Here is an 18,456-nt window from a genome sequence, read left to right on the forward strand (position 1 = left end):
TGGATAATTATTTATACCATAACTGTGATGTACGTATCGTTACATAATTCAAATACTATCAGTTTTTGACTGCAGTTTCCAGGACCTCTCCTCAGAATCCTCTTTTTTGAAATGTTTTTCCGGACTTCAGAGGGAACCTCAACTGCCAGAAACTACCCTGGTTCAAAATCACAAACACTCTTAAAGGGAGATTACTGTAGAAAATAAAGTTATACAGTGATTGCTGGTTCTCAGAGAATGAAAGTATTCAAGAGATATTGTTAAAAAGCAATAGATAAACGAATTAGAGATTCAATGCTGGGAACTTTGTTTCTTATGGATTTCTCAGACAAACCATTGTTTAATACTTTCACCCCGCTATATAACTTTATTAATAAAAAGTCTGCGTGTTGCTATGTGTATTGAATTTCGGGACTGTTGACCACAACAGACGGATCACAATAAATGCAATTTCTGTTACTGGAATAATAACACAATGAAAGAAATAATAACAGATTAAAATTCATACAGAACAGTTTTCTTTAAACACGTATCTGGTTTCAGATATTACATAATCTCAAAATCTTAATCTCAAACCTTAACCCAGAATTTTTAAGTTTCAACTTATCTCCAATTACGAAGATCTCCAATTAAGAAGAAAAAAACCTGAGAGAAGGAAAATGAAGAATATCATAATCAAAGGGGCACGGGAACACAACCTGAAAGACATTACCGTGGAACTTCCGCGGGATAAGTTAATTGTAATTACCGGAGTCTCAGGTTCGGGAAAATCAACCCTTGCCTTTGACACCATCTATGCCGAAGGGCAGCGCCGCTATGTGGAGTCGCTCTCCGCTTACGCACGGCAGTTCCTGGGGCTTATGAACAAGCCTGACGTGGACAGCATTGAAGGGCTGTCTCCGGCAATTTCTATAGAGCAAAAAACCACATCCAAAAACCCCCGGAGTACGGTGGGAACTGTCACTGAAATTTACGATTATCTCCGGCTTCTCTTTGCAAGGGTGGGCACTCCTTACTGCCCCATCCACGACATCAAAATTGAGTCACAGTCCCCTGAAAGGATTGCGGACAGCCTCAGCAGGGAATGTGAGGGAATGGTCACAATCCTCGCACCCATAATCCGCCAGAAAAAAGGGACTTACCAGCAGCTTTTCAGGGACCTGAACAGCGAAGGCTTCACAAGGGTAAGAGTAAACGGGGAGATCCACAGGACAGATGACGAAATCCCCCTTGACCGCTACAAAAAACACGATATTGAAGCAGTAATCGACCGCATGGACCCTGCAGAAGACCGTTCAAGGCTTGTCGAAGCATGTGAAAATGCTCTCCAGAAAGGCGAAGGGCTCATGATTGCTGTGGATGCGGAAGGAAAAGACCACCTGTACTCCTCAAACATGGCCTGCCCTGTCTGCGGTATGGCTTTTGAAGAGCTCCAGCCCAGGATGTTCTCTTTCAACAGCCCCTTCGGCGCATGTGATGCCTGCAACGGGCTAGGGTTTAAGATGGAACTCGATCCTGATCTCATAATCCCGGACAAAAGCCTGTGCATTGCTGACGGAGCCGTTGCTCTTTACAGGAACTACCTCGACAGCTACCGGAGCCAGCACCTTGCTGCTGTTGCAAAGCACTTTGGTTTTGATGTATTTACTCCTATAGAAGACCTGTCGGAAGAGCAGTACAATGCTCTTATGTACGGCTCGGACGAACGCATCCAGTTTAGCATGAGCATGAAAAACGGGGATGCCCAGTGGTCTCATAAAGGCACATGGGAAGGGCTTCTCCCGCAGTCTGAAAGGCTCTACAACCAGACAAAGTCTGAATACAGGCGAAAAGAGCTTGAAAAATTCATGCAGGTCCACTCCTGTCCCAGATGTGAAGGCAAACGCCTGAAAGAAAAGGTCCTTGCAGTCAAAATCGCAGGCAGGTCGATAGTGGATATTACAGACATGTCCATTGTCCAGTCCATCCAGTTTTTTGAAGATCTGAAACTTCCCCAAAAAGAGCAGGAAATAGCAAAGCAGGTACTTAAGGAAATTCGTTCCCGCCTGGGTTTCCTTGAACATGTGGGGCTCAGTTATCTCACCCTTTCCCGGGGTGCAGGCACTCTCTCAGGTGGAGAAGCCCAGAGGATAAGGCTGGCAACCCAGCTGGGCTCAAACCTTATGGGCGTGCTCTACGTTCTTGACGAGCCTTCTATAGGGCTTCATCAGAGAGACAACGAACGGCTTATTCAGACCCTTAAAACCCTGCGAGACCTTGGAAATACACTCATTGTGGTGGAGCACGATGAAGATACTATCCGGGCTGCTGATTACGTGCTCGATATCGGTCCCGGGGCAGGGATACACGGAGGGTATGTGGTAGCTGAAGGGACTCCTGCAGAGATTGAGAGAAATCCGGAATCTCTGACAGGCAAGTACCTCTCTGGAGAAAAGCAGATAAAAACCCCTGCTCTCCGCAGACAGAGCGACTCGTATATCAGATTGAAAGGCTGCCGGGCAAATAACCTGAAAAATGTGGATGTAAACATACCCATAGGGCTCCTGACAGTAGTTACCGGAGTTTCAGGTTCCGGAAAGTCCACGCTTATTTACGATACCCTTTACAAAGCTCTCACAAAAAAGATCAATAAATCAAGTGTAACTCCCGGTGATTATGACGAGCTTATCTTTGATTCCGAGATAGATAAGGTAATTGTTATTGACCAGAGCCCCATAGGCAGGACTCCACGTTCAAATCCTGCAACCTATACCAAGGTCTTTGATGCGATAAGGCAGACTTTTGCCGAATCCAGGGAAGCAAAAATCCGCGGATACAAAAACGGGCGCTTCTCTTTTAACGTAAAAGGAGGGCGGTGTGAAGCCTGCCAGGGAGAGGGTCTGATTAAAATCGAGATGAACTTCCTTCCTGATGTTTACATTGAATGTGAAGAGTGCAAGGGTACGCGCTATAACAGGGAAACCCTTGAAGTGAAATACAGGGGCAAATCCATTGCTGAAGTCCTGGACATGACTGTGGAAGAGGCTGCGGAGCATTTTGAAAACGTTCCTGCTATTAGAGGCAAGCTCAACACTCTCACACGTGTTGGGCTGGGATATATCAAACTCGGACAGAGCTCCACAACCCTTTCCGGAGGGGAAGCCCAGAGGATCAAGCTCACAAGGGAGCTCTCTAAAAAATGTACAGGAAAGACGATATATCTCCTTGATGAACCCACAACAGGCCTGCATTTCCATGACGTTAAAAAGTTAATTGCAGTCCTTAACGGGCTTGTTGCTAAAGGAAATACTGTTGTTGTTATTGAACACAACCTGGATGTTATCAAGTCAGCAGACCATATAATAGACCTTGGTCCCGAAGGCGGGCATGCAGGCGGGGAGATTATTGCAGCAGGTACTCCTGAAGAGATTGCCCAGGTTCCTGAAAGCTATACCGGACGCTTCCTTGCCCCCAGGCTTTCGGCAAAAGAAAAAACATATGCTGAGTCGGGAGCACAGCCTGTAGAGGTAGTTTTTGAAGACGAGGAAGAGTTTGAGGTCGATTTTGAAGAGTTAGAAGAGGGCACGGATGAAGGCATCGAAGAAGAACCAGAGGAACTGGAAGATAGAGCGGATGAAGTGTTTGAAGGGCAGACACTTCAAAAGATTCTCGTGAAAAAATAAAACTCAATGAAATCCGAAATTAATTTGAACGGGATGTGGTCCAAAAATGATTGATCTGGAAGCTCTTCCGCACCTTCCCGGCTGTTACCTTTTCAAGGATGAGGAAGGGATTGTACTCTATGTTGGTAAGGCAAAGGACCTCAAAAAAAGAGTAAGCAGTTATTTCCAGAAAAGGGACCACGACCCTAAAACAGCGAGCCTTGTGCAGGTTATCAGGGGGCTTGATTTCATTGTCACAAATACTGAGGTAGAAGCCTTCCTCCTGGAAAATACCCTGATAAAAAAACACTGGCCCAGATACAATATCCTGCTCAAAGATTCAAAGCGGTATGCCTGCATTCACTTAACAGGGGAAAAGTTTCCCAGAATCAGGATTTCCCGGAAAAATACCGGAGAAGGGGAATTCTTCGGACCCTTTGTTTCTGCCAGAGAAAGGGACTATATCTTTGAGGTCGTAAGAAAAACCTTCCAGCTCAGGACCTGCAAGAAAATGCCTTCTCGTGCCTGCCTCCGCTATCATATTGGAGCATGCAGCGGACCCTGTACAGGTAGCATTTCCGCTGAGGAGTATGGAGAGAGAGTAAAGAAGGCAAGTTCTGTCCTGAAAGGCAATATCAGGGAACTCATAGATTCCATGGAAACAGAAATGAAAGAGATGGCTGCAAAACAGATGTTTGAGCAGGCCATTGAACTCAGAGACGAGATTGCAGCCCTCGAGTACCTCCAGGAAAAGCAGAATATGGAGAGGCAGAAAAAGCATGATGAGGATATACTGAACTATATTGTAAGAGACAACATTGTCTATCTCATGCTTTTCAAGGTTTACAGGGGTACTCTGGAAGACAAGCAGGACTTTGTCTTTGCTTTCGGAGAGGATTTTCTGGAAGAGTTTCTTGTACAGTATTATTCAGAAAACGACCCTCCTGAAGAACTGATCGTTCCCGAATCTCTTGAAGAATCTCTTGTAGAGTTTCTGGCGCATGTGAAAGGAAAGAAGGTGAAGGTAACGGTTCCCAGGCAGGGAGAGAAAAAAGAGCTTCTCGACCTTGTCCTGAAAAATGTCGAAATCGGGTTTTTCGGGGACAGGAAAAAGCTTGAAGCCCTGCAGAGCAAACTTTCCCTTCCAGCACTCCCGAATGTTATTGAATGCTTTGATATCTCTCATCTCTCAGGCACTGCTACAGTAGGTTCAATGGTGCAGTTCAGGGGAGGCAGACCTGATAAACACAACTACCGCCGCTTCAAAATAGAAAGCGTGGAAGGGATTGACGATTTCGCTTCCATCGCCGAGGTTGTGAGGAGGCGTTATTCCCGCCTGCTTGAGGACAGGCATGAAATGCCTGATCTGATAATTATAGACGGGGGAAAAGGTCAGCTTTCATCAGCTTTTCAGGAACTCCGGAAGCTCAGGCTCAGGGTTCCCATCATCTCCATAGCAAAACGTGAAGAGGAAATTTACGTTCCCGGCCTTAAGTCCCCTCTCCCGATCAAGAATAATGAAAAAGCTTCTCTCTTTGTCCAGGAAATAAGGGACGAAGCCCACAGGTTTGCAATCACTTACAACCGCCTCCTAAGACAGAAATCATTGATACAGAAATAAGTCATTGATACAGAAATAAAAAAGCACTGATACAGTAATCGATTCCACATTGATCGATTCCACATTGATCGATTCCACATTGATCGATTCCACGTTGATCGGCTCCACATAATAGATTAATCAATTCCACATGCTTAAGAAGGTCATGATTTCATGAAAGTTTCCAGCCAGACATCCGGGGAGTTATCCGATAAGAAATTTGAGACAATACACGATGCAAGGTACCGGGAAAGCCCTCAGTTTAAACTGGTTTCCGATTTTGAGCCTAAAGGTTCCCAGCCTCAGGCAATAGAAGAACTTGTGGAAGGGCTGAATAAAAAAGAGCAGTTTCAGACCCTTCTGGGGGTTACAGGGTCAGGAAAGACCTATACTGTTGCAAATGTGATAAATCGTGTTCAAAAGCCGACCCTTGTTATTGCCCATAATAAGACCCTGGCTGCCCAGCTTTACAACGAGTTCAGGGAGTTTTTCCCTGAAAACCGGGTTGAATATTTTGTTTCATATTATGACTATTACCAGCCTGAGTCCTATCTCCCTGCCAAGGACCAGTATATTGAAAAAGATGCCATGATAAACCCCAAAATCGAGCAGATGCGCCTTGCAGCCACAGCCTCCCTGATGTCCAGGCAGGACGTGATTGTGGTGGCGTCGGTTTCCTGCATCTATGGTCTGGGCAACCCTGAGAACTTCCAGAAGATGGGGTTTGAACTTAAAGTTGGAGACAGGGTTCCAAGAAAGGAAATCCTTGGGAAACTTATCGATATCCAGTTTGAAAGAAATGACCTTGAACTCATGCCCGGACGGTTCAGGGTAAAAGGAGACACCATTGATATCATTCCGGGTTACTTCGATGACATTATCCGGATAGAACTTTTCGGGGACGAGATAGACCGGATTTCTGAAGTGGACAAGCAGACCGGGCAGCGGAAAGAGTACATGGACTATTTCTTTGTCTACCCGGCCAGGCACTATGTCATTCCTGAAGAGGAGCAGAAAAGCGCAATCCAGTCTATACTTGAAGAGCTTGAAGAACGCCTGCCCGAGCTCGGGCTGCTTGAGTCTCACAGGTTAAAGCAGCGCACGCTTTATGATATGGAAATGATTCAGGAAACCGGAAGCTGCAAAGGAATTGAGAATTATTCGAGGCATTTTGACCACAGAAAACCTGGAGAGCAGCCCTTCTGCCTGCTTGACTATTTCCCTGACGATTTCCTTCTGGTCATTGATGAGAGCCACCAGACAATACCTCAGCTGCACGGGATGTATAACGGAGACAGGTCACGAAAAAAGAGCCTTGTTGATTACGGTTTCAGGCTTCCAAGTGCCTATGACAACAGGCCCCTGAAGTTTGAAGAATTTGAAAAGTACATGAAAAATGTGATCTTCGTCTCGGCAACCCCTTCAGACTACGAGCGCGAGCACTCTTCCCGGATCGTGGAACAGATTATCCGCCCGACAGGTCTCGTTGATCCCGAGGTTGAAGTGCGTCCACTTGAAGGCCAGGTAAGGGATGTTATGCAGGAGATAAGGAAAATTGTGGAAAGGGGAGACCGCGCCCTTGTCACTACCCTTACCAAAAAGCTTGCAGAAGAACTTACCGAGTTCCTAGCGAGAAATGAGATTAAAGCACGTTACCTGCATTCGGATATAAAGACCATTGAAAGGACGGAGATTATCCGCGAACTGCGCCTTGGCAAATTCGATGTTCTTGTAGGGATCAACCTGCTAAGGGAAGGGCTTGATATTCCTGAAGTAGGTTTTATCGGGATACTTGATGCAGATAAGGAGGGCTTTCTGAGGAATTCTAAGAGCCTCATCCAGATTATAGGCCGCGCGGCAAGGAACTCCAGTTCAAGGGTTGTCCTCTATGCAGACAACATGACAGATTCCATCAAAACGGCGGTACAGGAGACTGAAAGACGCCGTGCAATGCAGATTGCCTATAATGAAAAACACGGCATTGTCCCTACAACCATTCGAAAACCCATAAGGGAAAAAGTCGTTGATATCACGGATACAAAACATATCCCGAAAACCGATATTCCCAACGTGATCATCGAACTGGATGCGGAGATGAGGGAAGCTGCTGACAGGCTGGATTTCGAGCGTGCAATTCAGCTTAGAGAGCTTATAAAGAAACTGGAAAAAGAAGTGAAATAGGTGTGAAGGACTGAGAATTTTTTCTTTTTTAACTGTTTTTTCATTCCATTTTTATCATTTGTCTTTTTCCTCCTCATTCTTCTCAAAGTCTCTACCGTTAGTATTCATATTCTCGCTTTTTGCACATGCTTCGGACGATAAAAAGGGCCAGGCGTTCTCATAAATAGGGGTAAAAATAAACCTCTTATTCAGGCAAATTAAAATGTATCCATTAAATTTCAGGCTTGAAAGTCACATAAAGTTTTACTTTATTTTTTTCTAAATTATCTTTTTCAGCATATATAATTCAGAAATTAATATCTTTCATAACTTAATTTTCTATACTCCGGCTATAGCTGTCGATTATTCTTGATTTTGAGGATTATACAGTCTGAAGTATATTTAACTAAATAAGCTTATTAATTTATAAAATAATATTGTAGAAGTTTTCTTTATTTATCTAAAAGAGGTTTGAAAGGATGAAGATACTACGAATTGTAGGGGTTCTGGTTTTTTTATTATTCATACTTGGTTCTGCAAGCGCGTGTAATGACAATTGTTATTATAATAATGTTAAATATTCTCTGGATCTGCAAAAATCGGCCAATACTTCAACTTATGACCATGCAGGACAGGTAATAGAATACACATATACCGTGACAAATAAAGGAGAAGCAACAATAAAAGGAACTATTAGCATTACAGACAACAAAATTCCTGGTCTGGTTATCCTAATTGACGATGATCTTGCAAAAGGTGCTAGTGTAACAAGAACAGCTACCTATGTGATAAAATCGGATGATCTCCTTAGGTACAGCGTGTTTAACACCGCCACTGCAACTACAAAAGTTGGTAGAACGACCATATAGGATACTGCTTCAGCAACTATCTACAATGCCGGTCTGACAATAACAAAATCAGCTAATCCTACAACTTACGACCATGCCGGACAGGAAATAACATATACATATGTTGTTAAGAATACAGGAAAATATCGTGTAACTAATATCATGATCACGGATGACCACATTGATAATGGAAAGTCTTTTAATGGAAAAACTTATGGTGATTTAAATCTTGATCCCGGAAAGAGTAAAATTTGCTATAAAACCTATATCATAACCTCCGATGATCTCACTAATGGTTATGTAACAAATGTAGCATATGCAACAGGTATAACGTCCAACCAAAAACAAGTTAAATCAAATGAAGCGACAGTAACTATCCAAGCCATACGTAACCCGGCTCTGAGCCTCGAAAAAACAGCTTCTTCACAAACATATAGTTCAGAGGGAGAGTCGATTACGTACACTTATGAAGTGACCAATTCAGGAGATGTTGTAATCTATGGACCCATTACTGTCAATGACGACAAACTTGGTACAGTGCCCATATCCAGCTCATCTCTTTCACCAGGTCAGACTGTTACAGGGACAGCTACCCATACCATATCCTCAGCTGACCTCGATGCAGGTTCTATAACCAATATAGCGCAGGCAACAGGTTTTACATACGGAGGCAGTGAAGTCAAATCGAACACTGACACTGTAACAGTAACAGCAGAAAAGCCGCCTACGCCAGATACTCAAGTTCCAGAGTTTCCGTCGATAGCTCTGCCAGTTGCCTCAATTCTCGGATTAATTTTCGTTGTACAGTATAGAAAGAAGAAGGAATAAGCAAACCCTTTCTCTGCCCCTTCATCTCTTTTTATTTTTTACTTCTTTGCGCGAAGAATTTTCTTAGATTCATTTTCGCTACTGGCTCCAGATCACAATTTAACTGGACGCGAAAAAAGGATAACTGCTTTCAGGCATGGGCTTAGAGTACACAACTTATTTTTGAGGATTTGTAACAAAAAGTAAGGAAAATAGGCAGGAGTGAAGCGAATTAAAAAAAGTTTTGAAAAACGGAGTTATCGCGTTAAACCTTATTTTTGTAGTCTTTTCCTTTTTATTGCAATGTCTTAAAATATTCATATATATTAGTCTTTTCATTTTAAAACGGAATTTGCTGTAATTTTCATAGAGTTTATCCTTCCTGAAGCTCAGACTTTATTAAGTTTACCAGGAACATCCAGATCAAATAGAAAATTTGTGTCTATCTTTACTTTTTTGAGATTATATTGTAATTATTATATTAATCAATCCTAAAATATTTCTATGATTTAATTTTAAAATAGATGTCTAAGAACGCTTATTATCGAAAATTTCATATTTATACAGTTTAAAATATATTTAACTAAATAAGTTTATCTCTTTATAGATTGATTAAAAAATATCAAATTAGTTTCTTAAAGGGGGTTTGAAGAGTGAAATTAAAATACATTATTGGAATTTTAGTGTGTTTACTTGCTATGGCAGGTACAGCCAGCGCTATGAATTTAGTCTCAAAAAATGGTTTAACTAATGAAACTGTTACTGTTACTTTTTCTACTACGAATTATCCCGACGACACAGTAACTTTTACAGTGTCTCCTGCGTCTGGTCAACCTGCAGGTTGGTTCAGTAAAGTAGGTTATAATGTTGTTCCTTCTACGCTTTCTGTGAGCAGTATTACGGATAATAAAAATAACGGATGGACCTATAAAGGATATAAAGTCATGGATGGCTTTGGGAGTTTTTATGAGTATGATATAGACAATCAAGATCATGATGTAAATACAGTAACAATTGTTTTCAGTGGTACTATTACTGACACTGACAAATCTACATTTGCAGCTCATGCTCAGTGGGGAACAGGTAGTGACTTTTTTGGTCCTGAAGGTACTACTCCGATCCCTGAATTCCCCACAATTGCCCTGCCTGTTGCAGCAGTAATAGGAATAATGTTTATCGTTGGCAGCAGAAAAAAGGAATAAATAACTAATTTTAGAGCGGAATTCTCTTTAAATTTAAACCTTTCTTTTTTTCTCAGGTTTTGGGGAATTCATTCTGACTTTCATTATCCGGTATCAAAATCATCGGGGTCTTCATCTTTATATCTCTTTCTAAATATCCAGTTTCTTCTATTCTTCTTATACCCTGTCTTTTCCTTTTCTGCTTTCATATCTCTCTTTCAATTGCGGCTCTCCATTATGTTTCCTGTGATTTTTTTGAATTGTATTTTGCGCAGGCAAACAGGGCTACACAATATAATTTAAGCAAACAGGAAGTACAAATTTCATATGGAACAGAGAATTATAAGCAACGGGTGAAATTTCAGAAGCAAGAGCCAGCCAAATTCTCCTCATATTATTTTAAGGTATTTTCTATATAATATTTTATAACTTAAATATCAATATATTTCAGGACTTAATTTTATATTAAGAGGCTATAGTTATTGTTTCTCTATTAGTTCTAATTCTATACTGTATGAAGTATATTAAACTAAATAAGTTTATCTCCTTATAGATTGATAGAAAAACATTCTATTTATTCTCTAAAGGAGGTTTTGACTGGTGAGGTTAAAATTTATTATTGGAATTCTTGCACTTTTGTTGCTTACCGTTAGCACTGCAAGCGCTGAAACCTTTTATTTAACTGATGTAAATGAGGAGCAATTTGCAGGAAAAATTAGGATTCAAGTCTCGTGTAGCGGAGACACTATAACCGTCCAAGACGTCAGCACCGACCTCAATACTATCTCAAATGTGGATCTTAAAGAGATTGGAATCGTGCTTCCTGCCGGATACAGTGTTACAAGTGTTGTCGATGAGGGTGCTGAAAATGATTGGTCTGCAACCACCGGTAGTTATGAGGAAAGCGAATTCGGACATTTCAATACACAAATTAATAGGGATCCAGGTAGCAATTCAAAAACAAGAGGTCCAATTAAAATCTATTTAAATAAAGCTTTGGCAGGTTCACTTCCTGCGAATGAGTATGGTAACAGTGTTGTTGTTCATATTTCGTTTGGGGAGAAGGGTGAGGCTCTTGTGGGTAGCACATGGGTTTCAGGTTATACGCCAATTCCTGAATTCCCCTCAATTGCCTTGCCAGTTGTAGCAATACTGGGAATAATGTTTATTTTCGGCCGCAGAAAACAGGAATAAATCAACAGAGTTTTAAGGCGTGAGAAACCCTTAAAACTTAACCTTTATTTTTTCCATATTTTTAGAAAGATCGCTCAATTCTGATTTTCATTCTCCATCATCGTCAGAATCATCATCGTGTTCGTCTCTTTCCGAGTACCCGGTTTCTTCAATTATTCTTGTTTTTTCTCTTTCCTTTTCTGCTTTCATGATCTCTCTTTCAGCCTCATCCATCCTTTTTGTTTCTCGCGATTTTTTTGCGCTGTATTTTTTGCAGACAAACAAGGTTACCATTACTGTGAAGGAAACAAGCAAAAAGACGAGTGCTATATTGAGCATGGGACCATAAGCACCCGGCGAAATTTGAGGATTTAAAGTCAAATGCAATTCCTTCCTGTTTTTTGATATTATGTATGTAAGATAATATAATTTATATATTTAATATGTTACCTGAGTTTCCCATAATAGCTCTTCTTATTGCATCAGTTCTGAGCTTATTGTTCATTCTGGTATTGAAGAAAATAATGCCTGAATTGGTTTTTGCCGTTTACACAGGACGCATTTCACAGATTCCTGTGTATATTTACCGGTTTGAAGTAAAAAAATAAGAAATAGAACAGTAAAACAATTAAAGGAATAAATTAAACGTAATAAGCTACAAAGAAGCGGTAAGCAACCTGAATTTCGTCTATTTCCCTGGGCTGCAGTTCAAAATCAGGCTGGTCGGTTTTGTAAACTTTTTCCCCGAAATCTTTGAAGGTGACCTCACATTTTATGTTTTCGGGAAGCTGAGCCTCAAAATCAGCGCATTTTTTGCATATTTTGCGGGTAAGAGTTTCTGTTTCTTCAGGACTGAAGGTCTTTTTGTTTTCTGGCCTGTAATTTACCTCAACTGTCAGTTCTTCTTTGCTGAGCAGGTCTGCCCAGAAACCGGAGAGTTCCGTTCCTTCTATTTTGTAGTCCTGAAGTTCAAAGCTTCTGGTTATAGTGTTCTTGATTTTGCCCTCTTTCATATGTTTAGTTTAGAGAGTGGATCTATATAAATTATCTCAAAAACGAAAGAATACTTGAAATAACATGTCCAAAGATGCCTTTTAGCAAACGGTAAGAGGAATTGAACTGAAAATTTATAAAACCTGGGAGATGAGTAAAAAACTCAACTCCAGCAAGATTAAACCAGCTCCAGCAAAATCTTGCTTTTAAATTTTCTTAAGCATGAGCGACATTATTCCGGGTTTTGAAGGTCTCATTGTCTGGGGCATAAACATATCCATTCCGCCTGACCCGAACATTTCCTGGTTTACCCGATTTGTTATTTCATCAAATATCATTTTGTAGGCAATGCAGTGAGGGTCAACAGCTTTTATTTCCCCGTCCGTGGGAACTATTGCGTTGTAAGGACAGCCCCCTCTGCAGTATTTGATGTGGGCGCATTTGCCGCATGCGGTGTCCACAAATTCCTTATATTTATGCATGAGCTTCCAGGCGTCGGACTTGGCAAGGTCTGCCATGGTCGGGCGGTCATAAACGTTCCCCATGACATATTCGGGCATGCCTACGAAGCGGTAGCAGGGGTATATGCCTCCATCAGGTCCAACTGCAAAAGTATCCCCCATGCAGTCCACGAATGTGCAGACGGTGCCCCTGCCTGTAAACACACATTTACACAGGTGGTCAATATTCATGACCTCAATCTTGCCCATATTTTCAAGATACTTGTCAAGAAGGTAAATTAAAAGTTCTCCGTATTCTTTGGGGTCAAGTGCCCACTTTTCAGGGTTGTCACCTTTTATGGATGGCAGACAGGGATGCAGTTTCAGGGTTAAGCCTTTATCCAGGTAGAAATTGAAGATGTCCTCCCTGAATTTTACAGAGTGCGAAGTAAAAGTAGTGATAAACCTGACAGTAAGTCCGTGATCCTTTGCAATTTCGTAGCCTCTCATTGTTTTTTCATAATAGCCCTTTCCCCTCTGAAGGTCATTAAGCTCCTGAGGGCCGTCCAGACTGGAACCGATAGGGACATTGTATCTGGCAAAAATCTCGGCTATTTCCGGAGTAAGTTTCCACATGTTTGTCTGTATGGCAAAAGCGATATTTCTGGAACTCAAGCCTTCAGCCAGTAACGGCAAAGCTTCCCTGTAAAATTCTGCCCCTGCAAGGAGAGGCTCTCCACCATGGAAAGTAAAAGTAACAGAGTCCTGCCTGAAAATATTAAGCCATTCAACCACTTCTTTAATGGTTTCAATGCTCATGATAGGGGACTTTTCTTCAGAACTCCAGCAGTAGTTACAGTTAGCAGGACAGCCCAGAGTAGGGATCAGCATCACATGAAAAGGCATCTTTAAAGCACCCTTTTTTTAAGCTTCTTTAAATTATTAGTAGTTTACTAAAAGCTCAGCAGTTCCGAATGAGGGTCTCAAATTAGCTTTTAAAACCTCTAATCTACAGTCTTCACATAAATTATTTACATTTATAAAGCAATCTTTATACTTATGGGGAGACCTTAAATCTATCACATTGACCAAAAGATTTCTCTTGAAAAACTTGATTGATTTAAGCACATGTTTCTCCTGATCCATGAGTATTCTACAGGCTGAAAAAGGCTACAATAAAGACTGTATTCAAGTCCCTCAGATCAATTTTGCCCTTCTTTGTGGTCTTGATAGTGAAATGCCTGCTATGATCAAGTCAGTTCCGGGAAGCGTGAGGGATATAAGTACTTTGTACAAAACAATAGAAGAGTTAGATATTAAGGATAAAGTATTACTTCTTGATCGTGGTTTTTTTTCTCCGAAGACAGCCTTAAATTATTAGAGCAAAAACATGTCAAATTCCATAATGTTCTGAAAGAACAGTAAGCCCCTCGACTTTTTCATTGTAATCTTCCAGAAACTTAACCTTCCCATACCCGATAACACTTCTGTAGCGAACATTGTATTTGTAGGGCTCATCAGCATTGATAAGTTCGGTTTTGACGGCAGCCTCGAAACAAACCCAGGGGTTCTTTTTAAGGATCTCGATTTTTCCTGCCTTCCCGGGAGCTATGGAGGTAGATTGCATTATCCATATAGCTGAACGACAGCGGGACAATGTATGGTGTTTTACCATAATTGTGTACGGGACTTAAGCACTTGAAGTACCCTTCAAACTGATTTCGGTCCCGCAGATTCGATTAGCCTTACAAACGTGCCGCTACCTTCGGAATTCGGCTCCATCTCCACAATATATGTATAATCCGAGATTTGCGAAAGCCCGCCTGCTCCGCTGCCTCCAACGATCAGCGAATAGACCTTTGCATTATACTTCTTTTTTGCCTCTTCCCAGCGTGCCAGGACAAGTTCATCGGAGATTTCGGACTTTCCGTCTGTAATGAAAAGCAGATCTGCACCCTGAAAGTCCTTTTCTTTAAGGGATTTGAGGCCTGAAGCAAGCGCGGTATTGAAGTCTGTCCCGCCGCCAAAGGTATAGAGAAGGAAGTTAAGGAATCTTTCTGACATCTTTTTTCTATTGCTGAGTTCGATTTCAAGGTGCTGGCTGGTGGACGCAAAAAGAATAACTTTCATGTCCCGCTGCTGAGAGAGCATCAGCTTTGCCATTGCAAGCACTGCAGACTTGGCAAGGGTCTGGGGAGTCCCGTGCATGGAGCCCGAGGTGTCAACGAGCGCAATCATCGGACCTCTTGGTTTTATTTTTGGGGGACCTGTGTAATGCTTGCCGAGAAGCTGGTAGCTCAGGAGTTTTCCTTCAAGCATGTCAGCATAGAATTTCCGCTTAAGAGTCGGGTTAAGGAGCTTTGCGGCTTCCATGGGCAGGAGGTTGTTTATTGAGTCTGAAAACCGAACGGTCTGGATCCGGTTTTTTCCAAAAGGCGAATAACGTATACGGTCAGCAGGGGGGTCAAATTCCCGCCTGCCTATAAAATTTATTATCTTCTGCAGGTCAGGGTTTTTTTCAAAAAAAGCCGAATAGCTTTTCAGCATCCTGAGCTGGATATAAAATGGCTCTTTTTTAAGCTCTTTTACGGAATAACTCCAGCTCCTGCCGGGAAAGAGAAGAGCAAGGGTATCAAAAAGGTCAAGGTTCTCTTCCATCTCAGAGATGAACTCCTGCATCCTGCTGTATAGACTCTCCATTATCCCGTCAAGAAAAGCCTGGCTTCCATCCTGCTGCATGAAGTTCAAAACAGATTCGTAAAGGCCGGACTGTCCGGAAACAGAGTTAGATCCCTGAATATTTCGGGCGGAAAAATCGTCTGAATAACTTTCCCTTAGAAGGAAGGTTTGTTTGAGTATTCTTTCGAATTCTCTCAGGATGGCTTCGGTTTCGGCATCGAGTTCTTTTAACAGGCCAGTTTTCGAAACCTGGTTCTGAGCTGCTGAAAAACGCTCCATAAGATCGTAGATTAGAGGGAGAAGAAGCTTCAAACATGCAATTCCGGCTCCTCTGCTTCTTTTTGAAATCTTCTGGAGATTGGGCCAGGGCCTTGAGTTTTTCAAGGTCAGGAAAATAGGGTAAAATGCCCCGAAAACGCCTATAAATCTTTCAGTATCTTTTATTTCGTACGGCTGTCCAAAGAGAATTTCAAGAGCAATTACTTCAGCTATTTTTTCACGAAGGGATCTGGGAATTATTCTCGGGTAAGCTATGGTGCTTCTCAGTTCCCCTTCAAGCAGAAAAGCTGCCTTTCTCTGGACAGAAAGAGAATCATGCCAGAGCCTGTTTCTTGAAAAAAAAGAGTAAGATCCGGGAGAATTGCTGTCCGGACTGCTCAAAAAACCGGCTGAATCTTCCGTATCAACACCTCAGCATCAACGCTTCATTTACTCATCTGAGCTTAAATCTGGACCCTAGTCCCTTTATGAAACCGCCGGTATTGCTGCACGAATCAGCCGTCTGGACTTTCGCTTCCACTTTCGTAGCATGAGAGTTGGAGGGAATACCGGATGATAACGGTTTGGAAGATGATGGTTTTACTTGTTTGGACTCTATAATCCTGTCATCTCTATTCGCCAAACCTAAAAGATCACGGATTTCTATTATAAGTGCTTCTGTACCTGAAAGTTGTGAACTTCCTGTATCATGAAGGAGAAGGGCTTCGTTTTTATCAGCAGTTGAAAGCCAGATATTTGCATCCATCAGGTTTCTGAGCAGCTCTTTTTCTTCTTCAAGCCGCTGTTTTACTCTGTTTATCCTGCCAGCCAGGGCTTCGAATTCTGTTTCAAAAACCTCTCTCCGGATTTGAGACAGGAAATTTTCCTTTCCTGAACCCGCATGAAGAGATTCTATTTCTTTTACCAGATTATCATAAGGATAGATTCTGGAGTTTCCTTCCTGCCTGAGGGTATAGCTGTGGTTCGGGCAGGCAGCATGGTGAACCTCCAGATTTTCCCTCAGCTGAAACTCTTCTCCGCAGCTGTCGCAGATCACTCCGACCGGAAGTTCGTTTTTCATGGCAATACTCAGGGCTGTTTTCAGGTCTTCAGCTTCCTGGCGGAGTTTTTCCGTATTCGTACCTCCGGAAACAACGAGCTTAAAAACAGTTTTTCTGATGGTCTCCCTCTCTTCTGGCAGGTTCCAGAGCATGTGCTGGAGCAGAAGAGCCATTGTTCTGTCAACAGCCGGGCACCCGCTACTGCAGGCTGCAACTTTCAAAACCTGAACTATCCTTTTCCATCGCCTGTCCGAAATCTCTATCTCCTGAAGCTGAAGGTTCTTTCTGAGTTCCGTAATGATTACTTCAACATCAGGATCTACAGGCAGGGAATTTGCATTTTTACGGAGATTCTCTATTTCCGAGACCGAAATTCTTGCAGTGGGTATGAAATCTTCAGGTTCTCTGAAAAGGAGATTTTTGAAATTTTCGTCGTCCTGAATATATGAGAGCCTGTACCTGAACAGGAAACGGTCATAAAGGGCTTCCAGGCTTTCGTCTTCTTCAGGAAGCTCATTTGAAGCCCCAAAAACTGACAAGAGGGGGACATCGACTATTTCTCTTCCGTTGTGGTATTTTCTTTCGTTCAGTATGGTCAGGAGGCTGTTAAGGATGGCACTGCTTGCCTTAAATATCTCATCCAGCAAAGCAACATGGGCTGTTGGAAGGCAGCCGTTAATGTTCCTTCTGAACTCGTCTTCTTCAAGGGCTTTTAAAGAAAGTGGTCCGAAAATCTCTTCAGGGGTTGAAAAGCTGGTCAGGAGGTAATTAAAAAAGTTTCCGCCTTCAATTGTCTGGCAGATGCTTCTGGCAAGCTGGGTTTTCGCTGTGCCGGGAGGTCCCAGAAAGAGCAGGTTTTCTCCTGAAAGGACGGCAAGAAGGGAGCCGTTAATTTCTGCTTCACGTTCTTTGAAGTAATCTGCAAATTCTGACTTTATCTCAAGAAAAGTTTCTTTCAGGTTCAGGCCTCCCTATTTATAATGGTTATGGGATAGTTCTAATTATGAGATAATTTCATTTAAGATAATTCAGGATTAAAAGAGTTTTTTCGTCGACTGTTTCCTGTTTGTTTTCTAAGTCTTTAGCCTGATTCTATTTTAAATCTTGCAATTTTCTTACCCGAGTTCCGCCACCCGAGTTTCGCCTCGGGAGCTCGCTGCGCTCAAGAGGACGAATTTAGGGGTTTGTATTACCCGAGTTCCTCCTCGGGAGGGCGATGTCCTTTTCTCTCGCTTTGCTCGCTCGAGAGGACTAATTTAAAAATTTTAAGATTATTGATCTGGAGGTTAATTAATTGATTCAAAACTTTTGACCCATGAAGCAGTAATAGCTATACTTATTCATTCTTGTCACGTTTGACCAGGAGAGCTGCCTGCCTGAAAAGAAGAGAAGAGAACAGGCAGGTAGAAGTTTATTTTTCATATATTTCAAACTCAGTTAGAAAAATATCAGAATACTTATATACTATAAGATATTAGTTGATTTATCAACTATATGGATCCAAATAATACGAATTGCAATTATTGAGGATTCAACTTTATTATGATAATTTGTTATAGCTTTTCCAAAAGTTGCAGTCACTTACCTGGCAATGGTCAGGTAAAGCCCGGCAATA

The 18,456-nt window shown here is 42.0% G+C and carries 13 protein-coding genes; 7 read left to right on the forward strand and 6 right to left on the reverse strand.

The annotated features are described in order from the left end of the window. The first annotated feature begins 659 nt into the window (after positions 1-659). From uvrA to PLL47_RS03970, 7 genes are all read left to right on the forward strand, one after another. Entirely contained in the window at positions 660-3,662 is a 3,003-nt protein-coding gene (gene uvrA, locus PLL47_RS03940; protein WP_324444898.1) for an excinuclease ABC subunit UvrA, read from the forward strand. Between the two features lie 46 nt (positions 3,663-3,708). Then, positions 3,709-5,262, forward strand: coding sequence for an excinuclease ABC subunit UvrC (gene uvrC / locus PLL47_RS03945; RefSeq protein WP_324444899.1), 1,554 nt, complete (start codon positions 3,709-3,711; stop codon positions 5,260-5,262). Between the two features lie 153 nt (positions 5,263-5,415). Further along, positions 5,416-7,422: an excinuclease ABC subunit UvrB gene (uvrB, locus tag PLL47_RS03950; protein WP_324444900.1), complete on the forward strand. Its 2,007-nt coding sequence runs from the start codon at positions 5,416-5,418 to the stop codon at positions 7,420-7,422. A 458-nt stretch (positions 7,423-7,880) separates the two neighbouring features. Continuing rightward, complete coding sequence (locus tag PLL47_RS03955; protein ID WP_324444901.1) at positions 7,881-8,270, forward strand: CLIPPER-2 domain-containing protein; 390 nt, start codon at positions 7,881-7,883, stop codon at positions 8,268-8,270. Positions 8,271-8,309: 39 nt separating this feature from the next. Beyond that, positions 8,310-9,077: a CLIPPER-2 domain-containing protein gene (locus tag PLL47_RS03960; protein ID WP_324444925.1), complete on the forward strand. Its 768-nt coding sequence runs from the start codon at positions 8,310-8,312 to the stop codon at positions 9,075-9,077. A gap of 632 nt (positions 9,078-9,709) precedes the next feature. Next, positions 9,710-10,258, forward strand: a complete 549-nt coding sequence (locus PLL47_RS03965; protein ID WP_324444902.1) for a PEF-CTERM sorting domain-containing protein — start codon at positions 9,710-9,712, stop codon at positions 10,256-10,258. Positions 10,259-10,837: 579 nt separating this feature from the next. Continuing rightward, positions 10,838-11,431 carry a PEF-CTERM sorting domain-containing protein gene (locus tag PLL47_RS03970; RefSeq protein WP_324444903.1) on the forward strand — a complete coding sequence of 198 codons (594 nt, stop codon included), beginning with the start codon at positions 10,838-10,840 and terminating at the stop codon, positions 11,429-11,431. A gap of 87 nt (positions 11,432-11,518) precedes the next feature. On the opposite strand, the gene PLL47_RS03975 is transcribed toward PLL47_RS03970, so the two are convergent. From PLL47_RS03975 to PLL47_RS04000, 6 genes are all read right to left on the reverse strand, one after another. Beyond that, positions 11,519-11,791: a hypothetical protein gene (locus PLL47_RS03975; RefSeq protein ID WP_324444904.1), complete on the reverse strand. Its 273-nt coding sequence runs from the start codon at positions 11,789-11,791 to the stop codon at positions 11,519-11,521. Between the two features lie 260 nt (positions 11,792-12,051). Next, positions 12,052-12,423 carry a hypothetical protein gene (locus PLL47_RS03980; protein WP_324444905.1) on the reverse strand — a complete coding sequence of 124 codons (372 nt, stop codon included), beginning with the start codon at positions 12,421-12,423 and terminating at the stop codon, positions 12,052-12,054. A gap of 186 nt (positions 12,424-12,609) precedes the next feature. Next, positions 12,610-13,749 (reverse strand): TIGR04083 family peptide-modifying radical SAM enzyme, encoded by a 1,140-nt coding sequence (locus PLL47_RS03985; protein WP_324444906.1) that lies wholly within the window; start codon positions 13,747-13,749, stop codon positions 12,610-12,612. Positions 13,750-14,236: 487 nt separating this feature from the next. Continuing rightward, complete coding sequence (locus PLL47_RS03990) at positions 14,237-14,470, reverse strand: pyridoxamine 5'-phosphate oxidase family protein (protein WP_324444907.1); 234 nt, start codon at positions 14,468-14,470, stop codon at positions 14,237-14,239. A gap of 83 nt (positions 14,471-14,553) precedes the next feature. Further along, positions 14,554-16,182 (reverse strand): vWA domain-containing protein, encoded by a 1,629-nt coding sequence (locus PLL47_RS03995; protein WP_324444908.1) that lies wholly within the window; start codon positions 16,180-16,182, stop codon positions 14,554-14,556. Positions 16,183-16,234: 52 nt separating this feature from the next. Then, entirely contained in the window at positions 16,235-17,800 is a 1,566-nt protein-coding gene (locus PLL47_RS04000) for an AAA family ATPase (RefSeq protein WP_502883672.1), read from the reverse strand. Between the last annotated feature and the right edge of the window lie 656 nt (positions 17,801-18,456).

The sequence above is a fragment of the Methanosarcina sp. genome, assembly GCF_035390745.1.
Lineage (GTDB): Archaea > Halobacteriota > Methanosarcinia > Methanosarcinales > Methanosarcinaceae > Methanosarcina.